The sequence below is a fragment of the Enterococcus sp. DIV2384 genome (assembly GCF_050534975.1).
In the GTDB taxonomy this organism is placed as follows: Bacteria; Bacillota; Bacilli; order Lactobacillales; family Enterococcaceae; genus Enterococcus; species Enterococcus faecalis.
This window is the reverse complement of record NZ_CP172905.1, coordinates 1,420,923-1,440,394: the sequence shown is the minus strand read 5'-3', so window position 1 is coordinate 1,440,394 and position 19,472 is coordinate 1,420,923. Positions and strand designations below refer to the sequence as shown.

General features: G+C 37.4%; 19 protein-coding genes and 2 riboswitches. Of the genes, 18 read left to right on the top strand and 1 reads right to left on the bottom strand.

Going from position 1 to position 19,472, the window contains the following annotated elements; all coding sequences use genetic code 11:
- Positions 1 to 43: 43 nt before the first annotated feature.
- The 9 genes from dprA (at position 44) to IGK54_RS06985 (ending at position 10,147) form a co-directional block, all read left to right on the top strand.
- Positions 44 to 907 carry a DNA-processing protein DprA gene (gene dprA, locus IGK54_RS07025; RefSeq protein WP_002382350.1) on the top strand — a complete coding sequence of 288 codons (864 nt, stop codon included), beginning with the start codon at positions 44 to 46 and terminating at the stop codon, positions 905 to 907.
- A gap of 90 nt (positions 908 to 997) precedes the next feature.
- The gene (locus IGK54_RS07020; RefSeq protein WP_002361865.1) at positions 998 to 1,651 is read left to right on the top strand and encodes a CPBP family intramembrane glutamic endopeptidase; all 654 of its coding nucleotides are present in this window, start codon (positions 998 to 1,000) and stop codon (positions 1,649 to 1,651) included.
- A gap of 184 nt (positions 1,652 to 1,835) precedes the next feature.
- Entirely contained in the window at positions 1,836 to 3,914 is a 2,079-nt protein-coding gene (gene topA / locus IGK54_RS07015; RefSeq protein WP_002357484.1) for a type I DNA topoisomerase, read from the top strand.
- A 107-nt stretch (positions 3,915 to 4,021) separates the two neighbouring features.
- Positions 4,022 to 5,329: an FADH(2)-oxidizing methylenetetrahydrofolate--tRNA-(uracil(54)-C(5))-methyltransferase TrmFO gene (gene trmFO / locus IGK54_RS07010; RefSeq protein WP_002357486.1), complete on the top strand. Its 1,308-nt coding sequence runs from the start codon at positions 4,022 to 4,024 to the stop codon at positions 5,327 to 5,329.
- Between the two features lie 211 nt (positions 5,330 to 5,540).
- Positions 5,541 to 6,440, top strand: a complete 900-nt coding sequence (xerC, locus tag IGK54_RS07005) for a tyrosine recombinase XerC (RefSeq protein ID WP_002357488.1) — start codon at positions 5,541 to 5,543, stop codon at positions 6,438 to 6,440.
- A gap of 28 nt (positions 6,441 to 6,468) precedes the next feature.
- Positions 6,469 to 7,017 carry an HslVU peptidase proteolytic subunit gene (hslV, locus tag IGK54_RS07000; RefSeq protein WP_002357489.1) on the top strand — a complete coding sequence of 183 codons (549 nt, stop codon included), beginning with the start codon at positions 6,469 to 6,471 and terminating at the stop codon, positions 7,015 to 7,017.
- A 14-nt stretch (positions 7,018 to 7,031) separates the two neighbouring features.
- Positions 7,032 to 8,435, top strand: coding sequence for an ATP-dependent protease ATPase subunit HslU (hslU, locus tag IGK54_RS06995; RefSeq protein ID WP_002360239.1), 1,404 nt, complete (start codon positions 7,032 to 7,034; stop codon positions 8,433 to 8,435).
- Positions 8,436 to 8,455: 20 nt separating this feature from the next.
- On the top strand, positions 8,456 to 9,238 hold the full coding sequence (gene codY / locus IGK54_RS06990; protein ID WP_002357492.1) for a GTP-sensing pleiotropic transcriptional regulator CodY: 783 nt from the start codon (positions 8,456 to 8,458) through the stop codon (positions 9,236 to 9,238).
- A gap of 33 nt (positions 9,239 to 9,271) precedes the next feature.
- Positions 9,272 to 10,147 carry an aldose 1-epimerase family protein gene (locus IGK54_RS06985; RefSeq protein WP_033626888.1) on the top strand — a complete coding sequence of 292 codons (876 nt, stop codon included), beginning with the start codon at positions 9,272 to 9,274 and terminating at the stop codon, positions 10,145 to 10,147.
- 41 nt (positions 10,148 to 10,188) lie between these two features.
- Here the strand turns inward: IGK54_RS06985 and plsY are convergent, their stop codons facing one another.
- Positions 10,189 to 10,818: a glycerol-3-phosphate 1-O-acyltransferase PlsY gene (plsY, locus tag IGK54_RS06980; RefSeq protein ID WP_002360243.1), complete on the bottom strand. Its 630-nt coding sequence runs from the start codon at positions 10,816 to 10,818 to the stop codon at positions 10,189 to 10,191.
- A 205-nt stretch (positions 10,819 to 11,023) separates the two neighbouring features.
- Positions 11,024 to 11,183: riboswitch (cobalamin riboswitch) on the top strand.
- A 118-nt stretch (positions 11,184 to 11,301) separates the two neighbouring features.
- On the opposite strand from plsY, the gene IGK54_RS06975 reads away from it, so the two are divergent.
- The 9 genes from IGK54_RS06975 (at position 11,302) to IGK54_RS06935 (ending at position 19,415) form a co-directional block, all read left to right on the top strand.
- Entirely contained in the window at positions 11,302 to 12,330 is a 1,029-nt protein-coding gene (locus tag IGK54_RS06975) for an ABC transporter substrate-binding protein (protein WP_002415551.1), read from the top strand.
- Positions 12,323 to 13,330, top strand: coding sequence for a FecCD family ABC transporter permease (locus IGK54_RS06970; RefSeq protein ID WP_002361862.1), 1,008 nt, complete (start codon positions 12,323 to 12,325; stop codon positions 13,328 to 13,330). The genes IGK54_RS06975 and IGK54_RS06970 overlap by 8 nt, the downstream gene beginning before the upstream one ends.
- The gene (locus tag IGK54_RS06965; RefSeq protein ID WP_033626889.1) at positions 13,327 to 14,094 is read left to right on the top strand and encodes an ABC transporter ATP-binding protein; all 768 of its coding nucleotides are present in this window, start codon (positions 13,327 to 13,329) and stop codon (positions 14,092 to 14,094) included. The genes IGK54_RS06970 and IGK54_RS06965 overlap by 4 nt, the downstream gene beginning before the upstream one ends.
- Before the next feature lie 141 nt (positions 14,095 to 14,235).
- Positions 14,236 to 14,679 carry a EutP/PduV family microcompartment system protein gene (locus tag IGK54_RS06960; RefSeq protein ID WP_002363995.1) on the top strand — a complete coding sequence of 148 codons (444 nt, stop codon included), beginning with the start codon at positions 14,236 to 14,238 and terminating at the stop codon, positions 14,677 to 14,679.
- A complete protein-coding gene (locus IGK54_RS06955; RefSeq protein ID WP_002385894.1) occupies positions 14,676 to 15,257 on the top strand; it encodes a cob(I)yrinic acid a,c-diamide adenosyltransferase in 582 nt (193 codons plus the stop codon). Before IGK54_RS06960 ends, IGK54_RS06955 begins: the two co-directional genes overlap by 4 nt.
- A 44-nt stretch (positions 15,258 to 15,301) precedes the next feature.
- Positions 15,302 to 15,451, top strand: a riboswitch (adenosylcobalamin (AdoCbl) riboswitch).
- Positions 15,452 to 15,743: 292 nt separating this feature from the next.
- The gene (locus tag IGK54_RS06950; protein WP_002382342.1) at positions 15,744 to 16,874 is read left to right on the top strand and encodes a 1-propanol dehydrogenase PduQ; all 1,131 of its coding nucleotides are present in this window, start codon (positions 15,744 to 15,746) and stop codon (positions 16,872 to 16,874) included.
- 159 nt (positions 16,875 to 17,033) lie between these two features.
- A complete protein-coding gene (eutS, locus tag IGK54_RS06945; protein WP_002345864.1) occupies positions 17,034 to 17,381 on the top strand; it encodes an ethanolamine utilization microcompartment protein EutS in 348 nt (115 codons plus the stop codon).
- Positions 17,382 to 17,408: 27 nt separating this feature from the next.
- Complete coding sequence (locus tag IGK54_RS06940; RefSeq protein ID WP_002384488.1) at positions 17,409 to 17,981, top strand: ANTAR domain-containing response regulator; 573 nt, start codon at positions 17,409 to 17,411, stop codon at positions 17,979 to 17,981.
- A complete protein-coding gene (locus tag IGK54_RS06935) occupies positions 17,982 to 19,415 on the top strand; it encodes a sensor histidine kinase (protein WP_002357504.1) in 1,434 nt (477 codons plus the stop codon).
- Positions 19,416 to 19,472: the final 57 nt, after the last annotated feature.

Here is a 19,472-nt window from a genome sequence, read left to right as displayed (position 1 = left end):
TACGTATTCTTATTTTAAGAAGATGTGAAAGAGGTGTTTTTTGTTGGAAATTTTACAACGACAATTATTATTTAAATTAGCGGTATGCCAAGGAATTGGCAATTTAGGTATCTTAAAAGTGTTACAAGAAGCTATCGCACAAAAGCGTGTTGATTTTTCCAGTACAGAAATTATTAGAATTGCTGAAATCAAGAAATATCGTGAATTATTTGAACAATCTTGGTTACACCATACGATTCATAGTGAAGCGTTATATATACGACAATGCCAACACCAATTTATGACAATTTTAGATGCCGTCTATCCTAAATTATTACGAGAAATTTATAATCCACCAGCAATTCTTTTTTATAGAGGAAATTTACAATTGTTAAGTAGAAGGAAAATTGGCATCGTCGGCGCTCGCTATGCCACTTCGTATGGGTTAAGAGTGACTGAAGCTCTGGTTCCTAAAATAGTCAAAGAAGGATTCACAATCGTCAGTGGTCTTGCCAAAGGCATTGATAGTCGTAGCCATGAGATGGCCATCCAGAACGGGGGTCAGACAATTGGAATTTTAGGCACTGGATTAGATGTATATTATCCGTATGAAAAGAAAGAATTACAGCAAACTATGAAGCAGAATCAGCTTGTTTTAACAGAATATGTGAATGGGAGTGGGCCGAAAAAATATCATTTTCCTGCACGTAATCGCATTATTGCTGGATTATCTTTAGGGGTCTGCGTGATGGAAGCTCGTAAGAATAGTGGATCTTTAATTACTGCACAAGCGGCGATGGATTACGGGCGCGAGGTATTTGCCGTACCGGGAAGTATTTTCCAGTCTTTTTCAACAGGCTGCCATGAATTAATTCAGGACGGCGCTAAATGTGTTCAGACAATTGATGATATTTGTGAAGAATTGTGACTTTTACTAATTGTGAATTGACAACCTACGTTCACTTCGGTACTATTTAATCAGATTTTAATCTTTTGGTTGGTAGTTAGGAGTGTCTAAATGGAAACGGTTGTTAGAAAAAGATGGTTGTTTGGTATGCAGCTACTGGGCTTTTTGATTTTGGATCAAATTCCTTTGATGATGGTCTCAGTTGTTCAATTTTCTACAGAAAATTTTTGGTTTCGCTTTGTTAGTGGATTAGTGGCTGTTGGACTTGGTGCCTATTTCGTCTATCTATTTGTTGCTTTTTTGAAAAAGAAAAAGCTCATAACTTGGACTTTTTTAGGAATCAAAGAAACCTTGCCAGTGGTCTTGTTAGGTTTGGTGATAATCTTTTGTGTGGGAATATTTGGTGATTTCTTATTACGTCTGGAAGGATTAGAGACGACCTCTAACCAACAAAGTGTTGAAGAAATTGTTCAAGCCATTCCTAAAGGGCTTATACTTATTTTTGCAGGTATGATTGGGCCAATTTTCGAAGAGGGAATTTTTCGTGTCGGGATTCAAGCGTTTTTCAAGCCAGCTTCAAAAATAGGCATACTCGTTTCTTCTATTTTATTTGCACTTGTGCACACGCCGACAGATATAGGTAGTTTTGTTATTTATTGGGGCATGGGTTTAGCTTTAAGTTGGGTCTATCTACGCACGGGTCGCTTTGAAGCTGCTGTCTTGACTCATTTTGTTTGGAATGTTATAGGTATTTTAATGCTTTAGGATAAAATCTATAAATCATAGGCATTTTTTATTTATAAATTCGGACAGTCAAACAGAAATGACAGAAATGTTAGAAAGCCTAGTCTTGACAAACCTATTCTATATAGCATATGATGTATTACGATTTGTGCGTTTTTTACATATATTATATAGTAGGAAAGCGAACGCGAAAGGAGCTAATTGAATGGCCTATAAGTATCTCGTGATTGTAGAATCACCTGCCAAAGCCAAAACAATTGAAAAATATCTAGGAAGAAACTACAAGGTGGTTGCCAGTGTTGGTCACATTCGCGATTTACCAAAAAGTAAAATGGGGATTGATATTGAAAATAATTATGAACCTCATTATATTTCGATTCGCGGAAAAGGCGATGTCATCAAAAGTTTAAAAGCGGCTGCAAAAAAAGCTGAAAAAGTCTATCTCGCAGCCGATCCGGACCGAGAAGGTGAAGCAATTGCTTGGCATTTAGCTTATCTTCTTGGCCTTGATTTAAAAGATAAAAACCGTGTGGTATTCAATGAGATCACTAAAGAAGCGGTAAAAGCGGCATTTAAAGAACCTAGAACCATCAACGTTGATTTAGTTGATGCACAACAAGCACGGCGCATTTTAGACCGTTTAGTTGGATATTCGATTAGTCCTATTTTATGGCGTAAAGTCAAAAAAGGTTTGAGTGCTGGTCGTGTGCAATCTGTTGCTTTAAAAATGATTATTGATCGAGAAAATGAAATTCGAGAATTTAAACCTGAAGAATATTGGAGCATTGATGGGAATTTCCAAAAAGGTCGCAAGAAATTCAAAGCAAATTTCTGGGGCGTAGATGGTAAAAAGAAAAAATTACCAAATGCAGAAGCGGTGAAAGAAATCACTTCTCGGATTGACGGTAAAGATTACGATGTTACAAAAGTTGAGAAAAAAGAACGGAAACGTAATCCTGCATTACCTTTTACAACCAGTAGTTTACAACAAGAAGCGGCACGTAAATTAAATTTCCGTACCCGTAAAACCATGATGGTTGCGCAACAATTGTATGAGGGAATTGCTTTAGGGAAACAAGGCACTGTGGGGCTGATTACCTACATGCGTACAGACTCAACCAGAATTGCTGATTCCGCCAAAGCAGAAGCTGCTGAATTCATTGAAAAGACCTACGGAGATGAGTTCTCAGCACATGGCGGCCGCAAAGCAAAAAATACGCAAGGTGCACAAGATGCCCATGAAGCGGTTCGTCCGTCAAGCGTTTTAAGAACACCCGATGAAATGAAGAAGTATTTAGATAAAGATCAATTAAAATTATATACTCTTATTTGGTCGCGCTTTGTAGCTAGTCAAATGACACCAGCGATTTTAGATACCATGAAGGTCACGCTTCAACAAAACGGCGTAACGTTTATTGCCAATGGCTCCAAAGTGAAATTTAAAGGGTTTATGCAAGTATATGTTGAAGGACGCGATGATGGTAAAGAAGACAAGGAAAATATTTTACCTGAATTAGTGGAAGGTGACGTTGTTAAATCGGTCGATATCGAACCGAAACAACACTTTACTCAACCACCGGCTCGTTTTAGTGAAGCCACGTTAATCCGGACTTTAGAAGAAAATGGTGTGGGCCGACCATCAACGTATGCGCCAACATTAGAAACCATTCAACGGCGTTATTACGTGAAGCTAACCAATAAACGGTTTGAACCAACGGAATTAGGTGAAATTGTGAATTCTCTAGTTTCAGAGTTTTTCCCACAAATTGTCGATACACATTTTACAGCGACAATGGAAACGGACCTAGATAAAGTCGGTGAAGGCCAAGAAAAATGGGTTGAAGTTGTCGATCGCTTCTACAAGCCCTTCGAAAAAGAATTAACAAATGCCGAAGAAAAGATTGAAAAAATCCAAATTAAAGATGAACCAGCAGGCTTTGACTGCGAACTATGTGGACATCCAATGGTGATTAAACTGGGTCGCTACGGAAAATTTTATGCATGTAGTAATTTCCCAGATTGTCGGAATACAAAAGCGATCGTTAAAGAAATTGGCGTGACGTGTCCTGTGTGTCACGAAGGACAAGTTATCGAACGCAAATCAAAGAAAAATCGGATTTTCTATGGCTGTAGTCGGTACCCAGAGTGTGACTTCACTTCTTGGGACAAACCAGTAGGCCGACCATGTCCAAAATGTGGGCAATATTTAGTAGAGAAAAAAGTTAAAGGCGGCAAACAAGTCGTTTGTATCAATGGCGATTATGAAGAAAACGTCCAAAAATAAGAAAAATTGAGACCGAAGAATTTACTTCGGTCTTCTCTTTTAGTAAAATGAATTGAGTTTGTAAGAGACAGCTCTTAACTTCTTGACATAGAAAGGAAATTTTATACATGACAAAAAAAGTCACAATTATTGGTGCCGGTTTAGCCGGAAGTGAAGCGGCATGGCAAGTGGCCAATGCTGGGGTACCAGTTGATTTATATGAAATGCGCCCTGTCAAAAAGACACCAGCGCATCAAACAGAAAATTTTGCAGAGTTAGTTTGTTCTAATTCATTACGTGGAAATAGTTTAACCAATGCGGTAGGTGTTTTGAAAGAAGAAATGCGCCGTTTAAATTCAATCATTATTGGTAGTGCAGATCAAACCGCTGTACCAGCTGGTGGCGCCTTAGCAGTTGACCGTGATTCTTTTTCTGAAACAATCACTGAAAAAATTAAAAGTCATCCATTAATTACAATCAAAAATGAAGAGATCACCGATATTCCGGAAGGGATTGTAATTATTGCAACGGGGCCCTTAACCTCTGAAAGCTTATCTCAAAAAATTCAAGAATTTAATGGTTCTGAAGGCTTTTATTTTTACGATGCAGCAGCACCAATTATTGATAAATCAACAATTGACATGGATAAAGTTTATTTAAAATCTCGTTATAACAAGGGAGAAGCGGCTTACTTAAACTGTCCGATGACTGAAGAAGAGTTCAATGCTTTTCATGAAGCACTAGTCAATGCAGAAGTGGTTCCTTTACGGACGTTTGAAAAAGAGAAGTTTTTCGAAGGCTGTATGCCCATCGAAGTAATGGCGCAACGTGGCATTAAAACCATGTTGTTTGGCCCAATGAAACCTGTCGGACTAGAAGACCCTAAAACAGGTAAACGCCCTTATGCTGTAATTCAATTACGTCAAGACAATGCTGCAGCTTCTTTATACAATATTGTTGGTTTCCAAACGCATTTAAAATGGGGTGAACAAAAACGAGTATTCCGTATGATTCCGGGATTAGAAAATGCTGAATTTGTTCGCTATGGCGTCATGCACCGTAATAGTTTTATGAATTCTCCAGAGTTGCTAAAACCAACCTACCAATCAAAAAAACGTGACGATCTGTTTTTTGCTGGACAAATGACTGGTGTTGAAGGATATGTTGAAAGCGCGGCAAGTGGTTTACTCGCAGGTATTAACGCAGCTCGTCTTGCCAAAGGGGAAGAGCCGATTGAATTCCCTCGCGAAACGACTTTAGGAAGTATGGCTTATTATATTACACATGCAGAAGGCAAACATTTCCAACCAATGAATGCAAACTTTGGGCTTTTCCCAGAGTTACCTGAACGAATTCGTGACAAAAAAGAACGCTATGAAGCAATTGCTAATCGGGCCTTAGATGTCCAAGCTCAAGTTATCCAATCTTTAGACTAAATTAGAAAAAATATGAGAAAAGACCGAGCATCATTGCTAAGAAATGCGATGATACTCAGTCTTTTAATTTTTAGAAAAAAATAACAAAAGCTAAAGAATAGTTAAAATTGTGAACATATTTAGAAATATTGATTAAATTCTGACAACTTAATTGTCTTTTGAAAAAGGTTATGCTAAAGTTACTTTGTAATCGAATGAGGAGGGCTATCACATGGAAGAAAAGAATTGGCCTGAGTTATTTGCTCGTTATCTTATTGTCGAAAGAGGCTATTCAGAAAAAACAAAAAAAGCATATCAAGAAGATATACAACATTTTTTTTCGTTTTTAAAGACTTCAGGTAATGACAATTATTTGACTGTGGAACATTTGGATGTTCGGGCTTATTTGAGCGAATTGTACGATCAGGAATATAGCCGTAATTCGATTAGTCGAAAAATTGCCAGTTTGCGTTCTTTTTATCAATTCTTATTAAAAAATGAAGCAATCCAAGAAAATCCTTTTTCCTATGTTCATATGAAAAAGAAACAGTTACGGTTACCCCGTTTTTTTTATGAAAAAGAAATGGATGCATTATTTGAGAGCGCACAAGGGGAGCAACCGCTTGATTTGAGAAATCAAGCGTTGCTAGAAGTTCTGTATGGCACTGGTATTCGGGTCAGTGAATGTGCGAACTTAACGGTGGACGCAGTTGACTTTCAAGCTTCTGTTTTATTGGTTCATGGAAAAGGAAATAAAGATCGCTATGTGCCTTTTGGTTCATTTGCACAAGACGCCTTAAAGGATTACTTAGAGAATGGCCGCGCGCTATTAATGACAAAATATCAAAAAAAACATCCGTATGTCTTTGTTAATCATCATGGTGAACAAATCACGCCAACAGGGATTGAATATGTCTTAAACCAACTAATTAAAAAAAGTTCATTAAATGCGGAAATTCATCCCCACATGTTACGCCATACATTTGCGACACACTTATTAAATAATGGCGCCGATATGCGGACAGTTCAAGAATTATTAGGACATGCTAATTTATCCACAACTCAGATATATGCGCATGTGACAAAAGAAAGTTTACAAAAAAATTATCGAACGTTTCATCCTCGTGCATAATGGAGGTAAACGTCTAGGAGGAACAATAATGGTTGAATCACAATTTCACTCTACAACAATTTGTGCAGTCGAAAAAGATGGAAAATTTGCAATGGCTGGTGACGGCCAAGTAACAATGGGCGAATCTGTCGTTATGAAAGGTACGGCCAAAAAAGTGCGCCGTATTTACAATGATGAAGTCGTTGTCGGTTTTGCAGGAAGTGTGGCAGATGCCTTTACATTAGAAGAAAAGTTTGAAGGAAAATTAAATGAATACAACGGAAACTTAACGAGAGCTGCGGTTGAGTTAGCCCAAGAGTGGCGTACACAACAGTCTATGCAAAAATTAGAAGCTATGCTGATTGTGATGAATAAGGAAGAAATGCTCTTAGTTTCAGGAACTGGGGAAGTCATCACACCAGACGATGGTATTTTAGCAATTGGTTCAGGCGGTAATTTTGCTTTGTCCGCTGCAAGAGCCATGAAAAACTTTGGCGATAAAGAAATGCCAGCGAAAGAGATTGCTAAAAATGCCTTAAATATTGCTGCAGATATCTGTGTATTTACGAATCATAATATCATTGTAGAAGAATTATAAGCGAGGGAAAATCCATGAATGAATTAAACAAAACACCAAAAGAAATAGTCAAAGAACTAGATCAATATATTGTTGGACAGCAAGCTGCCAAAAAATCAGTGGCGGTAGCTTTACGTAACCGCTATCGTCGCTTGCAATTAGAAGAAAATATGCAACAAGATATTACGCCTAAAAACTTACTAATGATTGGACCAACAGGTGTTGGTAAAACTGAGATTGCTCGTCGTCTCGCAAAAATTGTCAATGCGCCTTTTGTAAAAGTTGAAGCAACCAAATTTACAGAAGTAGGCTATGTCGGTCGGGATGTCGAATCAATGGTTCGGGATTTAGTAGAAAATGCGATCCAAATTGTTGAAAAACAACAATACAGTCGCGTGTATGCGCAAGCGTTAAAAAAGGCCAATCAACGTTTAGTCAAAGTATTAGTGCCTGGAATTAAAAAAGAACAAAAACAGGCTGGCGGTAATCAATTTGAACAAATGATGAACATGTTTAACATGGCTCAGCAACAGCAAGAAGCACAAGAAGAAGTAACGGAAGATATTCGAACGAATCGCCGAACAATTTTGGAACAGCTGGAAAAAGGTCTATTAGATAATCGTGAAGTAACAATTGAAATTGAAGAACCGAAGAAAACGATGCCAGCTATGAACAATGGCCTAGAACAAATGGGTATCGACTTAAATGAAACGTTAGGCGCTCTGTCACCAAAGAAAAAAATCGAACGTACTGTAACGGTGAAAGAAGCACAAGAATTATTAGTGAAAGAAGAATCAGCAAAAATTGTCAATGACGCTGATATCCATAGTGAAGCTATTCGTTTAGCTGAATCAAGCGGAATTATTTTTATCGATGAGATTGATAAAATCACCTCTAAAAGTCAACAAAATTCGGGCGAAGTCTCTCGTGAAGGAGTACAAAGAGACATTTTGCCGATTGTTGAAGGCTCTCAAGTTAACACGAAGTATGGTCCTTTACAAACGGATCACATTTTATTTATCGCTTCAGGTGCTTTCCACTTGTCAAAACCAAGTGACTTGATTCCAGAATTACAAGGCCGCTTCCCAATTCGAGTTGAATTAGATGATTTAACGGCGGATGACTTCGTAAGTATCTTAACTGAGCCAAACAATGCTTTAATTAAACAATATGTAGCATTAATTGGCACAGAAAATGTTTCAGTCATCTTTACAAAAGAAGCAATTGAACGGTTAGCACACATCGCTTATGATGTAAACCGTGATACAGATAATATTGGGGCGCGTCGTTTACACACAATTTTAGAACGTTTATTAGAAGATTTATTATATGAAGCACCAGATATGCAAATGGGTGAAATTACGATTACCGAAGCATATGTCAATGAAAAATTGAATGACATTGTTCAAAATGAAGATTTAAGTCGTTACATCTTATAAAAAAGGCTGGAGGAGAAAAGATGGCTACATTATTAGAAAAAACACGTCAAGTGAACGAGCTTTTGCAAAAAAACAATCTGTTTGACGTACAAGCAGAACTTCCGTACAACAAAATGGCAATGATTTTAGGGGATATTTTAGAAAGTAATGCGTATATTATTAGCAGTTCAGGGGATTTGTTGGGGTATACTGAAAAATTAGATGTTAATAATGCCCGTATCAAAAATATGTTTAAAGAGAAAAAATTTCCTCAAGGATACACCGAGGCCGTGGATATGCTCAAAGTAACCGAAGCCAATATTCCAATAGATAGTGATTTAACTGCATTTCCTTTTGAATCACGAGAGCTGTATCCGTTTGGGTTAACCACTATTGTGCCTTTGTACGGTGCTGGCAAACGCTTGGGTACGATTATTTTAGCGCGTGTTGAAAAATCCTTTAACGAGGATGATTTAGTGTTAGCTGAATATAGTGCGACCGTTGTCGGCATGCAAATTTTGTATCATCAATCCAGAACAATTGAAGCAGAAGTTCGCAGTGCGACTGCCGTGCAAATGGCCATCAACACTCTTTCCTATAGTGAATTAAAAGCCGTCCATGCCATTTTTGAAGCCTTAGATGGCGAAGAAGGTCGTTTAACTGCTTCAAGTATTGCAGATGAAATAGGCATTACTCGTTCCGTAATTGTGAATGCCTTAAGAAAATTAGAATCAGCTGGAATTATTGAATCACGTTCTCTTGGTATGAAAGGGACTTATTTAAAAGTATTAAATCAACAATTTATTAAAGAGTTGGAAAAATAAGCAATTGCTCGTATCAACTAGGAGGACAACGCAATGACTGTACAAATTGAAAATGAATTTCTAATCGCAACATTTGCTGAAGAAGGAGCAGAATTAGTAAGTTTACAATCAAAAGAAACCGGCATTGAATATATTTGGCAAGGAAATCCTGAATTTTGGGCCCGCCATGCGCCCGTACTTTTTCCGATTGTTGGTCGTCTAAAAGAAGATACGTATATGTACCAAAATCAAGCGTATCATTTAACTCAACATGGTTTTGCTCGTGATCAAGTATTTGATGTGATTGAAAAAGGTGGAGAAGAAGTTTCTTTTTCACTAAAATCAACAAAAGAAACCAAGAAGAAGTATCCTTTTGATTTTGAACTAGTGATTACTTATACATTAGAACACCAAGAATTGACTGTAAACTACCAAGTAGAAAACACAGGGAAAGAAGAGATGTATTTTGGGATTGGTGGTCATCCAGCCTTTAATGTACCTTTAGAATCTTCACTAACGTTTGAAGATTATTATCTAAGTTTTTCACCTAAAAAATCACGGACACAAATTCCCTTAGCAGGCCCATTTATTGATTTAGCGAATAAAACGCTAGCCCAAACGAATACCAGCTTTGACTTAACGCATCAATTATTTGAAAATGATGCAATGATTTTTGAAACAAAAGGTCAAACAGCAATTACGATTGCCACAGACGAAAGTGACCATCAAGTCACTTTGAGTTATCCAGAAATGCCTTTTGTGGGGATTTGGTCACCGACACCGAAAGAAGCGCCTTTTGTCTGTATCGAACCTTGGTGCGGGATTGCTGATGCTGTCGACGCAACTGGCCAACTCGCTGAAAAATTTGGCATCAATAAGTTACCAGCTAACGAACTATTTAAAACACAGTATAAGATTAGTGTAAAATAAAGAAAAAGGCTGTGAACATTATTTGTTCACAGCCTTTTTCTTTATTTTTTTGCACGTAAGCCAAAAGAAAGGCGACTTTCTGTTCCATTTTTAATTCGCTGAATGTTTTCACGATGACGGACAAAGATAAAAGTAGTCAAAGCAATCGCAATCACGGTTAATAACCAGTTAAATGTTGGTAAAATAGCTGGGACAGTGAAAGGCAAAATAATAGTAGAAAGTGTAATTAGTACAGCGCTAATCATACTTGTTAAACTCACCATACTGGTTAGATACAGACAAATCACAAAAATAAGAGCAGAATAAATAAAAAATGTGGGGCTGTATGCTAATAACATGCCAGCGCTAGTGGCTACGGCTTTACCACCTTTGAAATTGGCAAAAATAGGGAAGGTATGCCCTAAAACAGCTGCTACCCCAAAGAAGAGCGGATTCACGCCTTGTAAACCAAACAAATAGGGTAATGAAGTGGCTAACGTTCCTTTCAAGATATCCATTAATAATACCGTAATTCCGGCAGGTTTCCCTAAGACACGAAATGTATTGGTTGTTCCTGTATTCCCACTCCCAAATTGGCGTATATCTTTTTTAAAGAAAAGTTTGCCAATCCAAACACCTGAGGGAATCGAACCTAATAAATAGGCAACAAGTAACAAAATGACGATTTTCATCAAGTTAACCTCTTTCTTATTCAAACTAGGATTTATTTTATCATGAATAGAAAAACGGAACAACGTCTAATAACTAAAACAAGAAAAGTTTTTCTTTTACTTGAGGAAGCGTTGACAAATGGTTGATAACCGTTATAATAAATGTGTGTCATTAGACAAAGACGTCTAATCACTGGTTTGAAAATTAGTTATCAACGAAGATACAATATATATGTACTTATGAAGTGTCAGGGAAAGAGGTGCGAATCCTCTACAGACCTACCTACTGTATGGTGGATGAAACCAATAAGACCACAGATTATTCTGGAAGGATTGGGAGTAAGAAGAAGCTAAGTCAGGATACCGGCTTGATAAGTCTAATCATTCTTTTGTAGGAAAAAGAAGGGGCTTTGAAGATAACTGGCTGAGTATATCATTAGCATAGTTAAGTGACTGCTTTTTTTCTATTGGAGAAAAAAGTGGTTTTTTTGTATTGTTTTGACGTTGAGACAAAGGAGGTTCATTTCAGAAAATTTTCCCCAAAATAAAATAGACGAATGCGAGGATGAAAAAATGAAAAAATTTACTTTAACAATGATGACTTTAGGTTTAGTAGCAACACTTGGCTTAGCAGGATGTGGTAAACAGGAAAAGAAAGCAACTACCTCTTCTGAAAAAACAGAAGTAACGTTACCAACCAAAGACCGTAGCGGCAAAGAAATTACTTTACCCAAAGAAGCAAACAAAATTATTTCCCTAGTACCATCAACAACAGAAGTGATTGAAGACTTAGGTAAAACCGACCAATTAATCGCAGTTGATACTCAAAGTAGTACAATGATGACTGATTTAAAAAAATTACCACAAATGGATATGATGGCTGTCGATGCCGAAAAATTGATTGCCTTGAAACCACAAATTGTTTATGTGAATGACATCAATTTAGCTAGCTCAGAAAGTGTTTGGAAACAAGTGGAAGATGCTGGAATTACAGTCGTTAATATCCCCACTAGTACAAGTATCAAAGCAATCAAAGAAGACGTCCAATTCATCGCGGATAGCTTATCTGAACATGAAAAAGGACAAAAGTTAATCAAAACAATGGATCAAGAAATCGACGAAGTAGCCAAAATTGGTAAAACCATTAAAAAACCAAAAACTGTTTTGTTTGAAGTGGCTGCCTTACCAGACATTTATAGTTTTGGTAATGGGACATTTTTAAATGAAATGATTGAAACAATTGGGGCAAAAAATGTTTTGGCAAATGAAAAAGGCTGGTTACCAGTGACAGAAGAAGCGGCCATTGCTGCAAAACCAGAAGTCATTTTAACCAATGTTAACTATATGAAAGATCCCGCCAAAGAAATTTTAGCTCGTAAAAACTGGGAAAACGTTCCTGCAGTTCAAAACAAAGAAGTTTTCGAAATTGATAACATGTCTAGCTCTTTACCAAATAACCACATTACCAAAGCATTAAAACAAATGGCAAAAGCTGTTTATCCAGAGGAATACAAGGATTTAAAAGATGAGTAAAAAAACGTGTCTCATACTGATGCTCTTGATCAGTATGAGCATGCTCTTTTTGGGTATTAAAATTGGAAGTGTTCAGATTTCGTTAACGGATTTGCTTCAAATTTTAGTGAAAAAGACGGTTTCAGAAGATGGGATTTTAGAAGGAATCATCTGGAATGTTCGGTTACCGCGTGTCGTGATGGCCTATCTCGTGGGCGCAGGCTTAGCAGTAAGTGGCACGGTGATGCAATCACTCTTAGGTAATCCTTTAGCTTCTTCATATACTTTGGGCGTATCAGCGGGAGCATCCTTAGGCGCTGCGTTAATCATGGTAACTGGAGTAACTGCTTCGATTTTAGGGGCATTTTTATTGCCTTTAACTGGTTTTATCTTTGGCTTAGCAACGGTCTTTTTAGTTTTGTTATTTACGCAAACAATGGATAGTCAAATGTCTAATCAAACAGTTGTTTTAGTGGGGATGATTATGACCTTGTTTGTCGGTGCTATTTTGACGTTGATTACAGCACTTTTCCAAGATTATTTGAAACAATTAGTCTTTTGGCAAATGGGTAGTTTTTCTGGCAGTAATTGGCAAAAAATTGCTATTTATTGTCCAATCTTGCTTGTCAGCAGTCTGTTTCTTTGGTTTGATGCCAACGCATTGGATGTTCTCGGTTTAGGAGAAGAACATGCGATGTTAGCGGGAGTAGAAGTCAAAACAGCAAAACTACGCATTATTCTTTTGGCTAGTTTATTGGCAGGAAGTGCGGTTTCATTTGTCGGTGTGATTGGTTTTGTTGATTTAATAGCACCACATATTGTCCGTCGCTATTTAGGGGCGACTCATCGCTGGCTGATTCCCGGTTCAGCAATTTTAGGTGGGACCATCATGGTAATAGGGGACACAATTGCCCGCACGATTTTATCACCAAGAGAAATTCCCATCGGGGCCGTAACAGCCTTGATTGGAGCGCCATTCTTCTTGTATATTTACTTTAAAAAAAGGGGCGTTGCTGCATGATTGAATTAAAAAAAACAGCTGTAACGCTCCAACAAACCCCCATTTTAAAAGATATTTTCCTCGTTTTTCCGACAGGTAGTAAAACTTGTATTTTAGGTCCAAATGGTTGCGGTAAAACGACACTTTTAAAAACGATTGCCGGACTTGTCCCTTATAGTGGTTCTGTTTTAATTGATGATCAAGAAGTTCATGGACAAAAGCGGAAGGAATTGTCAACGAAAGTAGCGATGATGAGTCAATTCACGACAGTTGCTTTTGATTATACGGTTTACGAAACAGTTTTGATGGGGGCGTATCGACAACAAGCACAACGTTTTTTACCTATTGTTTCTAAACAAGAAAAAGAACGAGTCCTTTATTATTTAGAACGCACGGGTTTATTGCCTTTAAAAGATAAAGTTGTCAATCAGCTTTCAGGAGGACAACAACAACGAGTATTTTTGGCTAAATTATTTGTACAAGATCCAGAAATTATTTTATTGGATGAACCCAATAATCATTTGGATATTCGGTATCAACAAGAATTGATTCAGCAGTTAAATGAGTGGAGTGCGCAAGAAGGGAAAACGTTAATCGGGGTGTTTCATGATATCCGTTTAGCGTTAACGCTAAGTGAAAAAATTGTGTTTATGAAGCAAGGGAAAGTGGCCGCGCAAGGTGATTTTCAAACGTTGGCTTCCAAAGAATTTTTACAAACGATTTTTGAAACAGATATTGTCTCCTATTTTCAGAAACAACATAAAGTTTGGGAAACTATTCAATAATTTTGACAAGTTTTTTGGAAACAGGTAAGATAAAGGCAAAGAATCAGAAACACAATGGCGTGTTTTAACAAATCGGCAAAGGAGCCCAAGACTAAGTACGTGATGGTACTTGCTTTGGGCTCCTTTTTTATGGAGGTAACGATGAAACGAATCATTTTAATGGGAGCTATCGGTTGTGGCAAAACCACGTTATGTCAAGCTCTGCAAGGCAAAGAATTAATTTATGATAAAACACAGGCGGTGGAATTTCATACAGAAATGATTGATACACCAGGCGAGTTTATTTTGCATCGACAATATTATAATGCATTAAACGTCACAGCGGCAGAAGCAGATGTGATTGGTTTGGTTCAAAGTGCTGTAGAAACACAACAAGTTTTTTCACCAGGATTTGGTAGTATTTTCCCGAAAGAAATCATTGGTATTTTAACCAAGATTGATTTAGCACAAGATTCTCAGCAGTTAGAGATTGTTCGGCAACAATTAAAAAGTGCGGGTGCAACAAGAATTTTTGAAATTTCTTCTGTTGAAAAAATTGGCTTGCAAGAATTAGTAGATTATTTAGAGGAGGATGAAGCAGAATGAAAATTTATACAAAAACTGGCGATAAGGGAATGACGAAATTAGTCGGCAGCTCAACCGTCGCTAAGGATTCTGATCGAGTTGAAAGTTATGGAACGATTGATGAATTGAATTCTTGGGTGGGCTATATTATCAGCCAACTTCCACAAGAAAATCAAGAAATTAAAGAAGAACTAGAAGCTTTACAACATTTACTTTTTGATGCGGGAACAGATTTGTCAACACCGATTGAAGCACAACGACCATTTAAATTACAAAAGGCAAGTGTGCATTGGCTAGAACAGCGGATTGATTTCTACACTGCACAATCACCAGATATTGATCGTTTTATTTTACCTGGCGGAACCCCAGCAGCCAGTATGGTTCATGTGGCTCGGACGATTGCACGGCGCGCAGAACGCATCATTGTTCGTTTAAATTGGACAGCCAAAATTAACGAAGAGGTATTAATTTTTACCAATCGTTTATCAGATTATTTTTATGCGTTGGCTCGCTATTTAAATGTTCAAGCACAACGACCTGATGTTTTTTATGAACGAAGCGAAATGGTTTTCCATAAAATTAAAGAAGATGGATTGTAAACAGTTGCTTTTCTAAAAAACTTATGGTAAATTTCAGATAGATTAAACGAATATTTTATGAAAAATATGAATGGAAGCCAGTGAGAATCTGGCACGGTCCCGCCACTGTGAAGAAGCAAGGTTGCTTTTAAGTCAGGTCTTTTCATTTTTTCATTATTGGGCATGCTGTTTCGAGGCAAAACAGGATGTTTCTTAACAACGCTTGTGTTGAAAATCCAGCCCAAGATATTTGTATTAATCCAATTAATGGCACGAGGAAGTGCTTTTGGGAATTTTGGGCTGGTCTTTCAATGTTGAAGGAGATTTCAGGTACAATGACGTACTGCTATATTCCCTTTTTTTATTGACAATTAATTAAAGGCGTTGTACTCTATGGATAAGGTTTCGTGTACAATGGCGTATACATAAGGAAGCAAAGACGCTTCAGACAGATGATTTTTCGTTTGTTTGAAGTGTCTTTTTGTATTTTATTAAGGAGGAATTGAGATGAAAACAATTCATTTCCCTACCGAACTATGGGTAGGAGAAGGCGCATTAGCCAATTTGGAAACACTTCATGATAGACGTGTTTTCATTGTCACAGATCCATTCATGGTTGACTCTGGATTTGTGAATGAAGTGACAAAGCATTTAACAAAAAGTGAATGGCAAATTTTTAGTGATATCATCCCCGATCCACCAATTGATAAGATTGCTGCGGGAATTAAGCATTTAGCGACATTTCAAGGAGATACGATATTAGCTTTAGGTGGGGGATCCGCTATTGATGCGGCCAAAGCAATGAAATTTTTTGGCAAACGTACTTTGCAAACTCAGATTGCTGAGTTTATTGCGGTTCCTACAACTAGTGGAACTGGTTCAGAAGTTACGAATTTTTCAGTGATTACGGTTGCTGAAACTGGCACCAAAATCCCGCTTGTAACGGATGAAATTCAACCAGAAATTGCGATTTTAGATACAAATTTAGTGATGAGTGTCCCACCAAAAATCACAGCGGATACAGGAATGGACGTCTTAACGCATGTTATTGAAGCGTATGTTTCAACAGAAGCAAATCCGATTTCAGATGCGTTGTGCGAAAAAGTCGTTCGCTTAGTATTCGACAATTTAGAAATAGCCTTTAATGAGGGTAGCAACCAACAAGCCCGTGAAAATATGCATTTAGCTTCATGTATGGCAGGGATGGCGTTTAATGTTACTTCGTTAGGCTTGAATCACGGTATTGCTCATGCGGCCGGTGCACGTTTACATGTGCCACATGGACGAATGAATGCAATGCTCTTACCTGAAGTCATTGCATATAACAGTGGCTTAGCGAATGGCAAAGTCACCAACGAACCAACAGCTAAACGTTATGCGCAGTTAGCAAATTGTCTAAATGATACACAGACAACCAATGCACGGATTGGTGTTCAACAATTTATTCGACAAATCAAGCAACTCCGTCAAAAATTAAACATGCCTGCCACTTTTAGTGACTATGGTTTACCAAAAGAAGAAGTCCAGGCTGCAATCCCAAAAATAGCTGAAGGCGCATTGATGGATGGCTGCACCAAAACAAATCCTGTCCAACCAACAGCAGCAGAAGTGACAAAAATTTTAAATTCTATCTTATAAGCGATTGACAGGATGAAATCGATAACATATAATGTGGGTAGCACAACGGCGTGCTTCAAAATTTAAGAGCAAAGAAGCTCCTTAGTAGAAAGCGAAAGTGGAACCTTTACGTTTTTTATTGAGGATTTTTTATTTGCTAAATTAAAGGAGCGAGTCTGGTTGGAAGAAAAACAACGAATGATTCAAGAATATGTTCCTGGGAAACAAGTAACGTTAGCGCACATCATTGCTAGTCCTAATAAAGAAATTTATACAAAATTAGGATTGCCAGAAGGCACCAGCAATGCACTAGGTATTTTGACAATCACTCCGAGCGAAGCGGCAATTATCGCTGTTGATATTGCGACTAAAAGCGGAGATATCCAAATCGGTTTTATTGATCGTTTTTCTGGATCGGTAGTCATTTCTGGTGACGTAAGCTCAGTGGAAGCAGCCTTACAAGCGGTGATTGAAGGTTTACAACAGATTTTAAACTTTTCTGTAACTTGTAAAATTACCAGAACATAGCGTTGAAAGGACAAGGGCGTGAAGAAAATGGATGGACGAATTGTAATAGTCGATGATGAACCTATTACGAGACTCGATATTCGTGATATTGTGATAGAAGCAGGGTACGAAGTAGTCGGTGAAGCAGCTGATGGTTTTGAAGCAATTGAAGTATGTAAAAAAACACAACCTGACCTAGTATTAATGGACATTCAAATGCCAATTTTAGATGGTCTAAAAGCAGGTAAAAAAATTGTTCAAGACCAACTAGCCAGTAGTATTGTCTTTTTATCTGCATACAGTGACGTACAAAATACGGACAAGGCTAAAAAATTAGGCGCACTGGGTTATTTAGTTAAACCTCTAGACGAAAAATCATTAATACCTACAATTGAAATGAGCATTGAACGAGGCAAACAAACGCAGCTGTTACTAAGTCAAATCGATAAATTAAGTTTAAAATTAGAAGAACGTAAAATTATCGAAAAAGCCAAAGGTATTCTTGTAAAAGAAAATCATATATCGGAAGAAGAAGCCTACCAAATGTTGCGTACGTTAAGTATGAACAAACGCGCACGTATGAGTGAAATTGCAGAATTGATTGTAATGGATGATGAATAAATGAAACGATTAGAGCAATTATGTCACCAATATACCAATCTTTCAGAATCAGACATTAAAGAATTACAACGTACAGCACGTTATCTTTCTTCGACGACACTCTATCAAAGTGCAGATGTTTTTATTGATGTGTATAAGGAAATGTCACAGCAAGCACTAGTCGTTTATCATAAGCCGCCTGCGAAGACAACTTCTTTATATAGTGGAGATGTCGTCGGGATGGAAGCTTTATTAAAAAATGAACCTGGTGTTCTGCGTACCATGCAAACTAGCTTAAATAGCATTGGTTTGTTAGCAGTGACTCAGGAAAATCGTTTGATTAAGCAAAATATCTATCCCATTCGCAATGAACATCGAACGATTGGTGTCATTATTGTCGAGATTGCGGCAGATGAAGAGATTCAAGCGGACTTACAAAAAGAGGAGCTAAATAACTGCCAGTTAGCAAAAGTAGCGAAATCAACTAGTCAAGTCGACGCATTATTTATTGATCAATTGGCAGAAGCCGTTTTGATTTTTGATGCGGCGGGTCACTTATTAATTACCAATCACAATGCACAAGAGCTTTATCGCAAACTTGGTTATCGGGATAATATCATTGGAATGAGTTATGACAATTTGTCCATCGATTATACAACTTTTGAATATGTGTTGTATCAAATGAAATATAAAATGAGTAATCAACCAATTGAAAGCAAAACGACCTACCTTAATTATTATTTTAAGGTTCGGAAAGTGTGGTTGGCATCAGAAGAACAACTGATTATGATTATTCAAGACAATACAGAATTTAAAGAAAAAGAAGCGGAAATTATTTCCAAATCTGTTGCGATTCGTGAAATTCATCATCGTGTTAAAAATAACTTGCAATCGGTGGTTTCCTTATTGCGTATTCAAGAACGGCGAACGCAAAGCCCCGAAGCAAAGAAAGTCCTTCATGAAAGTGTCAATCGAATTATGGCGATTGCAGCCACCCATGAATTGCTGTCAAAACAAGTCAAAGATGACGTTGCTTTACGGCAAACATTGGAAGCAGTGATGTATAATTTTAGACATCTTTTTCAAGGCGCACAACCCATTGAGATGATGATGGATGTTGATCCAGCCATTATGGTTTCTAGCGAACAAATGGTCACCATTTCCCTTGTTGTCAACGAACTATTACAAAACATTTTTGATCATGCATTTGAGCCACAAACAAGTGGCGTTGTTAAACTTAGTGGAACATTAGATAATAAAATGATTACCATTACTGTTACAGATAATGGTAAAGGCTATGACGTTCATCAAAGTAACGAGACCAGTTTAGGTTTGATGATTGTCAAAAGCTACGTAAAAGATAAATTAAAAGGAAAAATTACAATTGAATCCAATAAACAGGGAACTAAAACCTGTTTCTATTTCGAACAGAACACCAGTGATGTTGTTCATTGATTAAGCAAAGGCGCTTAAAGAAAAGTAGAAAGAAATTTTCTAACGATTCTTTAAGTG

Coding starts and splice junctions, on each gene's coding strand:
- IGK54_RS07020 (WP_002361865.1), top strand. CDS start 998: ATGGAAACGGTTGTTAGAAAAAGATGGTTGTTTGGTATGCAGCTACTG.
- topA (WP_002357484.1), top strand. CDS start 1,836: ATGGCCTATAAGTATCTCGTGATTGTAGAATCACCTGCCAAAGCCAAA.
- trmFO (WP_002357486.1), top strand. CDS start 4,022: ATGACAAAAAAAGTCACAATTATTGGTGCCGGTTTAGCCGGAAGTGAA.
- xerC (WP_002357488.1), top strand. CDS start 5,541: ATGGAAGAAAAGAATTGGCCTGAGTTATTTGCTCGTTATCTTATTGTC.
- hslV (WP_002357489.1), top strand. CDS start 6,469: ATGGTTGAATCACAATTTCACTCTACAACAATTTGTGCAGTCGAAAAA.
- hslU (WP_002360239.1), top strand. CDS start 7,032: ATGAATGAATTAAACAAAACACCAAAAGAAATAGTCAAAGAACTAGAT.
- codY (WP_002357492.1), top strand. CDS start 8,456: ATGGCTACATTATTAGAAAAAACACGTCAAGTGAACGAGCTTTTGCAA.
- IGK54_RS06985 (WP_033626888.1), top strand. CDS start 9,272: ATGACTGTACAAATTGAAAATGAATTTCTAATCGCAACATTTGCTGAA.
- plsY (WP_002360243.1), bottom strand. CDS start 10,818: ATGAAAATCGTCATTTTGTTACTTGTTGCCTATTTATTAGGTTCGATT.
- IGK54_RS06970 (WP_002361862.1), top strand. CDS start 12,323: ATGAGTAAAAAAACGTGTCTCATACTGATGCTCTTGATCAGTATGAGC.
- IGK54_RS06965 (WP_033626889.1), top strand. CDS start 13,327: ATGATTGAATTAAAAAAAACAGCTGTAACGCTCCAACAAACCCCCATT.
- IGK54_RS06960 (WP_002363995.1), top strand. CDS start 14,236: ATGAAACGAATCATTTTAATGGGAGCTATCGGTTGTGGCAAAACCACG.
- IGK54_RS06955 (WP_002385894.1), top strand. CDS start 14,676: ATGAAAATTTATACAAAAACTGGCGATAAGGGAATGACGAAATTAGTC.
- IGK54_RS06950 (WP_002382342.1), top strand. CDS start 15,744: ATGAAAACAATTCATTTCCCTACCGAACTATGGGTAGGAGAAGGCGCA.
- IGK54_RS06940 (WP_002384488.1), top strand. CDS start 17,409: ATGGATGGACGAATTGTAATAGTCGATGATGAACCTATTACGAGACTC.
- IGK54_RS06935 (WP_002357504.1), top strand. CDS start 17,982: ATGAAACGATTAGAGCAATTATGTCACCAATATACCAATCTTTCAGAA.